The sequence below is a fragment of the Affinirhizobium helianthi genome (genome assembly GCF_042680945.1).
GTDB lineage: Bacteria > Pseudomonadota > Alphaproteobacteria > Rhizobiales > Rhizobiaceae > Neorhizobium > Neorhizobium helianthi.
This window is the reverse complement of the sequence record NZ_JBHUEQ010000009.1, coordinates 1-6,147: the sequence shown is the minus strand read 5'-3', so window position 1 is coordinate 6,147 and position 6,147 is coordinate 1. Positions and strand designations below refer to the sequence as shown.

Genomic DNA, 6,147 nt, shown 5'->3' with positions numbered 1-6,147 from the left:
AATAAAGCATGAAGTCAAAGATGCTCACGGGATAATCGCGCGCTCCGTAAATGTTTGCGACAAGCCCGTTTCAAACACCAAAGGAGATATTCAGCAGACATCTATTGGCTCTGGAAGGCCAATGCTTGTAGCTTTCGAAGTCGCGTTGCATTCAAGCTGGAACCAGCACCGCAAAGTTGAGTTGTCCTGTTTCTGCAAAGTTGGACTGCCCCACTCCCCGGGTGTGACTGGCGCGCGGAATAGCGTCTTAGGAGCAACGTAGCTGATGGATATCAGACCGCTCAGGCTGTATCACGTCCGAAATCATCGGAAACTCGCACGATGTCGTCCTCTCCAAGATACGAGCCCGTCTGCACCTCGATGATTTCCAGTACGATCTTGCCTGGATTGTATAAGCGGTGCAGTTCGCCTTGCGGGACATAGACCGATTCATTTTCCCGGAGGCACATTACCTGATCACCGATTGTCACCTCTGCAGTCCCTCTGACGCAAACCCAGTGCTCGGAGCGGTGAAAATGTTTCTGAAGCGAGAGCTTCTTGCCTGGCAGCACAAAGAGCCTTTTCACCTGGAAACGCTGATCGTTCATGAGTGATGTATAGCCACCCCAGGGGCGATAGGACGTGGGATGTGTTTGAGTGAGCTTTGCTGTCGCTTGGCGGGAGGCGAGATCTTTCACCAGCCTGCCAACCTTCTGGGCATCTTCCAGGCGCCCTACATAGACGGCATCTTCCGCAGCGATAACCGCAACATCCTTCAACCCCTGCACTGCCAGATGGCTATGCCGTGACAGAATGAGCGAACCTTCGGTATCCAGAACGCTTGCGTTGCCGACCACCAGATTACCCTTGTCGTCTTTCTGGCAAAGCTTCCAGACGGCATCCCAGCTGCCGAGGTCGGACCATTCAAAGGACGAGGGAACAACGGCCGCATTCTGCGTTTTCTCCATGACAGCATAATCTATCGAGATATCCGGGCTGCTGCTAAAGCTTGCCTGATCCAGCCGCACGAAATCGAGATCAACGGACGCCTTTTCGACTGCCTCCCGTGCCGCCCCAAGCACGTCGGGAGAATGGGTTTGCAGTTCTGAGATCAGGAGATCCACCCGCGACATGAAGATGCCGGAATTCCATAAGAATCCGCCAGCGTCCATCATCTCTTGCGCTCTTTCAATCTGAGGTTTCTCAATGAAGCGCTTTATTTCATAGACGCCGGGGATCAGCTGGGAGCCTTGTTCGATATAGCCGTAGCCCGTTGCTGGCTCTGTCGGGGTGATACCGAAGGCTACAATCTTCCCGAGACCCGCCATTTCGCGGGCTGTTGTGATGGCCTGCCTATAGTGTTCGCCCGCATCGATGTCGTGATCCGCTGCAAGCAACTGAAGAATGGCGTTCTCGCCAAAGGATTTGCCCAGGAAGACTGCCGCCGCGGCAATGGCCGCTGCTGTGTTGCGCGCGACAGGCTCCAGCAAGATACCGGATAGTGTCGCGGCCACTGCGCGAGATTGCTCTGCGACGAGAAACCGGAAATCCTGATTGGTAATGACGACTGGCGCTTCATAAATGGCAGGGTCGGCGACCCGCTCCAGCGTTTCCTGGAAGAGAGTTTTTTCGTTGACGACCTGAATGAATTGCTTGGGCGCGGCGGCCCGGGAAAGCGGCCACAGACGCGTGCCCTTGCCGCCAGCCATGATGACTGGAATGATCTTCTGGGTCATACGTTTCTCCACGCAAGCACAAGCTCAACTTCCCTGAATGAACAACTGTACATTCAAACGGCGCCAGCCCAGCCTTTAAGGGCTGCTATCCCCTGTTCAAGCAGTCTCTTCGCTGCCTGCTCATCGGACGCTTCCACATAGCAGCGCATTTCGGGCGCGTTTCCGGATGGGCGAAAATGCAGGATGCCGCCATCCTTCAGCGTCACTCTCAATCCGTCTGTCAGATCCGTGGATCCCACCTCCCCGATCGGCCTCAACCACTCCGACCGGCTTTCTGCCGAAGAAGTGAGATGGGCCATCAGTGAGGCGCTGCTTTCGACGGGGAAATTCTCGATCCGGTCGGCCGTGGAAAACGGCAGATCCAAGGCGGAGACCACCGAGGAAAAGGGGCTGCCGTCTTTCGCACGATGAAACAGACTTACCAACACAGGCAGAAAGCTGTCGCGCGTCGGCAGCGCGATTAAGCTTCTGTCACCGAGATGGAAATCGCTTCCTGTCAGAACACCGCCATTGGCTTCGAAGCCTATTACATTGGTTTTTCCGGAGGCCAAAGCCTGGTTCATGCCTGCAATGACGTAAGGGGAGCCGACCCGCGTTCTTGTGACGGAATAGCGTCCAGACTTTTGGATGCCTGAGTTTGAGGTGACAGGCGTGACGACACTGTCTGCCGCCAGATATTGCGCAACCAGCAGCCCGAGGATGTCGCCACGCAGAGGCTCCCCTCTTTCATCGCTCACGAGCGGACGGTCGCCGTCGCCGTCCGTGGAGACAATGGCATCAAGACGGTGGCTGGCGGCCCACCCTTTCAGGAGATGAATAGTTTCTGGCGCAACTGCCTCTGTGTCCAGCGGAATGAATGCGTCTGATCGGCCCAAGATTACGATTTCCGCCCCATAGGCTTCAATCGTTTCGGCCAATAGATCGCGGGCCACGCTGCTATGTTGATAGATGCCAATCCTCAAACCGCTCAGAGCGTTGGCGGGTAAGATGTTGCCGGTGCGCGCTCGAAAAAGAGCGATAGCGCCTGACGCCTCACTGGGTGCGATTCCTGGAGTCAGATCAATCAGGCGCGATTCAATTTCCGCAGCTATGGCGCTGATGGCACGTTCGTCATCTTTGTCGATCTCGCCATCAGGCCGATAAAACTTGATGCCGTTCCGGTCGGCAGGAATGTGCGACCCGGTAATCATCAACGACGCGCAGTTTTGCGACATGGCATAGAGGGCAAGTGCGGGCGTCGGCAAGGCTCCGCAACTGACCGGATTTAAGCCCGAACGTTGCAGCGCTCCAATGCAGGTGGATGCGATGTCTGCGCTGGATGGGCGAAAGTCCTCGCCAATGAAAATGCGATCACCGCTTCTGACCAAACCGTTTCGCAAAAGATGTTCTGCAAATGCCGTTGCATAGAGTGCCGAAGCATGTCCCTGAAGATCGGCGACGAGGCCACGCAGTCCGCTTGTGCCAAATTTCATGTCGCTTCCACTGGTTCGAGCGATTCCGAGCATTTACCTGAGAAAAGTACGTAGCGGCTTTCCGGCCGGAAATGCGTAAAAACAAAGAATTAGAGCGTTATTGTGTTTCTGTTAGATACGAAAACGCTTTCGGAGCTTGCACGGGGCCAGCCTTGGCTCTGCCGTCAGTCAGCAGGTGCGCCGAGTTCCGCTCCAGCATTTGTGTGAAATACGCTCAGGCCAGTCTGTTGGTTCACGCAATTGCGCAATTGCTTATTCCAAAGGCGATGACCAGTCTTCCACACGCAAACCTGGGACACGTTCGAATTCCCGTCGATTGTTTGTCACCAATATCAAGCCTTTCGAGCGTGCATGTCCAGCGATCAGTTGATCATAGGGACCGATCGGTGTTCCGTTGCTGGCAAGCTCTGCGCGCAATTGGCCGCTATGACTTGCGGCGAGGGCATCGTAATCGAGCACTTCCAAGCGCGCAGCGAAGCCTTCAACAACAGCGAGATTTTGTTCCGGACGGGCAGATTTTTCGGCCCCGTAGATCAGTTCCATCAAGCTCACGGAACTGATGCAAAGCTGGTTGCTGTGCCTATTGAAGGCTTCGCGAACATGCTGTGGCCGGTTCTTGATCGTGAAAATGCAGATATTGGTATCCAGCATGTATTTCAGCATTAGAAGGCTTCACGCTCCTGCGCAGCCGGCTGATGGCGCTCGGACATAAAATCGGAGGTGGCGGCGTCACCGTCGAACCAGCTATCCCACACCTCCCCCACAGGCGCGATGATGCGTGTCCGCCCAAAAGCCACGATGTCCACGCGTTTGACATCGTCTGGTAGAGCGACTGCCTTGGGCAGACGAACGGCCTGGCTGCGATTGCTCTGGAAAACTGCGCCCTGCTCCATCGGGAACCTCCAATTGCTGAATACAACATTATCTAGGTGCACAAGGGGATATGTCAACGGGATATACATCAAGAATTGATCAAGAAGGAAGCGGTGACGGCTTCAAACTTTATGGCCGAATGCTCTCTTCGCCACTGAGACGCTCTAGCGCTGGATTTCAGCGAGACACTGGGTGGGTCCGCACAGCTTTATACCAGCGCCGGGGACGAAACCACCATCATGCTCACGAATAGTCGGCCGGATATTTCCTCCGGCGCTTCCATCGGCGCTGGCATTGAACCGCAGCATCTATATCTTCACAGAGAATGAACTGGCACTTTAAAGGAGGAATATTGAAATGAAGGCTCTGGTTCTGGAACGCAAAGGCGAACTATCGCTACGCGACATTGATCTACCCTCCGTCGTCGGTCCCAACGATGTGAAGATTGCCATTCATACCGTTGGCGTCTGTGGCAGCGATGTCCATTATTACACCCATGGCGCAATTGGCTCCTTCGTTGTCCGCGAGCCCATGGTGCTGGGACATGAGGCGGCCGGTACCGTTATCGAGGTCGGTTCCAGCGTCAGCAATCTTCGGGTTGGAGATCGTGTCTGCATGGAGCCGGGTGTTCCGAACATGGAATCGCGCGCCTCCAAGCTCGGCATCTACAACGTCGATCCTGATGTACGTTTCTGGGCAACGCCTCCAATCCATGGCGTATTGACGCCGGAGGTCGTTCATCCCGCTGCCTTTACGTACAAGCTTCCGGACAACGTGTCTTTTGCCGAAGGCGCCATGATTGAGCCGTTCGCGGTCGGGATGCAGGCCGCGACGCGGGCGCGCATAACGCCTGGAGACGTTGCCGTCGTTATCGGTTGTGGGCCTATCGGCATTATGACCGCGATTGCGGCCCTGGCGGGCGGCTGCGCCCGTGTTTTCATCTCGGATCTGAGTGCCGCGAAACTCAGGATCGCCAGCCAATATGCCGGAATAACGCCCGTCAACATCAAGGAACAGTCTCTCAAGGAGACCATACATAAGGCCACCGACGGATGGGGTGCGGACGTGGTGTTTGAGGCAAGCGGCAGCCCCCGCGCCTATGATGGCATTTTCGACCTCCTGCGCCCGGGTGGGACCCTTGTTCTGGTCGGATTGCCGGTCGAACCTGTCAACTTCGATGTTCCCGCCTCCATCTTTAAGGAAGCACGTATCGAAACCGTGTTTCGCTACGCCAACAATTTCGATCGCGCGGTAAACCTGATTGCCTCCGGCAAGGTCGATCTGAAGCCATTGATCACCGATACCTTCTCATTTGATGAAAGCATTGCCGCTTTCGAAAGGGCAGCCAAAGCTCTTCCCGAGGACGTGAAATTGCAGATCAGGCTCACGGATTGACCCGTAAGACCACAAGGTGAACGAGGGCGGGCAGAGCGCGGCGGGTGAGGCTATTAACCGGCTTATCAGATTACATCCCGTCTTTCAGGAGGAAGGATCGAGCCAAAGTCAGTGGAACTTCCCTGCCCGTCATGCTTGCCAATTTCGCCGCCACGAAAACGTCTCATCGCTCCTGCCGTGTTAGTCCCAAGTCGGATCAATCCTGTTATTGACGGCTGCATTGCTTGGCGCAGCAGGAATTGAAGATCTCCGGATTATCTATTGCCATGGCAATCGTTTGATTGATCAGCCGTCGCTATTCGTTGGGATCGGATGTCAGAGGGGCTGCCCAGTTCGAAAGATGCAGCCTGAGATCTTTATCAGTTGAATGGCCAGCGGCATCCGGAAACAACTCGGTTCCTCCTCCAGGATCGCAGGCGGGAGCAAGTGGTAACCCTCAGCCGTTGGCGCCTGCCTCATCGGATGTTGATGATGCCTAATCGTACGCGCTTCTCGCAAAGGCCCGCCTTGTCACCTCTATGGAGCCTTTCGGCCCAAACAATAGGAACCTTCCTCCTCCTGGATCATTGACAGCATGTTGCCATTTTGGGAGCGAGCTGTCGAATGTCCGGTCACGAAAACGAGGTTAGAGTATCCGTTTTGATCAAGCCATCTTTGGGACCCATTTTCGGTTGTTTTTCAGCAGAGCGTTT

5 protein-coding genes are annotated in these 6,147 nt (G+C 55.3%); 1 reads left to right on the top strand and 4 read right to left on the bottom strand.

The window, feature by feature from the left end; all coding sequences use genetic code 11:
• Positions 1 to 281: 281 nt before the first annotated feature.
• The 4 genes from ACFSE1_RS06490 to vapB form a co-directional block, all read right to left on the bottom strand.
• Entirely contained in the window at positions 282 to 1,715 is a 1,434-nt protein-coding gene (locus ACFSE1_RS06490) for a mannose-1-phosphate guanylyltransferase/mannose-6-phosphate isomerase (protein ID WP_377398147.1), read from the bottom strand.
• 53 nt (positions 1,716 to 1,768) lie between these two features.
• Positions 1,769 to 3,187: a phosphomannomutase gene (locus ACFSE1_RS06485; RefSeq protein ID WP_377398144.1), complete on the bottom strand. Its 1,419-nt coding sequence runs from the start codon at positions 3,185 to 3,187 to the stop codon at positions 1,769 to 1,771.
• 252 nt (positions 3,188 to 3,439) lie between these two features.
• Positions 3,440 to 3,850: a type II toxin-antitoxin system tRNA(fMet)-specific endonuclease VapC gene (gene vapC / locus ACFSE1_RS06480; protein WP_377398141.1), complete on the bottom strand. Its 411-nt coding sequence runs from the start codon at positions 3,848 to 3,850 to the stop codon at positions 3,440 to 3,442.
• Positions 3,850 to 4,080: a type II toxin-antitoxin system VapB family antitoxin gene (vapB, locus tag ACFSE1_RS06475; RefSeq protein WP_377398138.1), complete on the bottom strand. Its 231-nt coding sequence runs from the start codon at positions 4,078 to 4,080 to the stop codon at positions 3,850 to 3,852. The genes vapC and vapB overlap by 1 nt, the downstream gene beginning before the upstream one ends.
• Positions 4,081 to 4,417: 337 nt before the next feature.
• Here vapB and ACFSE1_RS06470 point away from each other — a divergent pair, with 337 nt between their 5' ends.
• Positions 4,418 to 5,455 carry an NAD(P)-dependent alcohol dehydrogenase gene (locus tag ACFSE1_RS06470; RefSeq protein ID WP_377398135.1) on the top strand — a complete coding sequence of 346 codons (1,038 nt, stop codon included), beginning with the start codon at positions 4,418 to 4,420 and terminating at the stop codon, positions 5,453 to 5,455.
• The last annotated feature ends 692 nt before the right edge of the window (positions 5,456 to 6,147 follow it).

Excerpts from the sequence above, each read along its gene's own strand:
- ACFSE1_RS06470 (WP_377398135.1), top strand. The coding sequence starts at position 4,418 with ATGAAGGCTCTGGTTCTGGAACGCAAAGGCGAACTATCGCTACGCGAC.
- vapC (WP_377398141.1), bottom strand. The coding sequence starts at position 3,850 with ATGCTGAAATACATGCTGGATACCAATATCTGCATTTTCACGATCAAG.
- ACFSE1_RS06485 (WP_377398144.1), bottom strand. The coding sequence starts at position 3,187 with ATGAAATTTGGCACAAGCGGACTGCGTGGCCTCGTCGCCGATCTTCAG.
- ACFSE1_RS06490 (WP_377398147.1), bottom strand. The coding sequence starts at position 1,715 with ATGACCCAGAAGATCATTCCAGTCATCATGGCTGGCGGCAAGGGCACG.
- vapB (WP_377398138.1), bottom strand. The coding sequence starts at position 4,080 with ATGGAGCAGGGCGCAGTTTTCCAGAGCAATCGCAGCCAGGCCGTTCGT.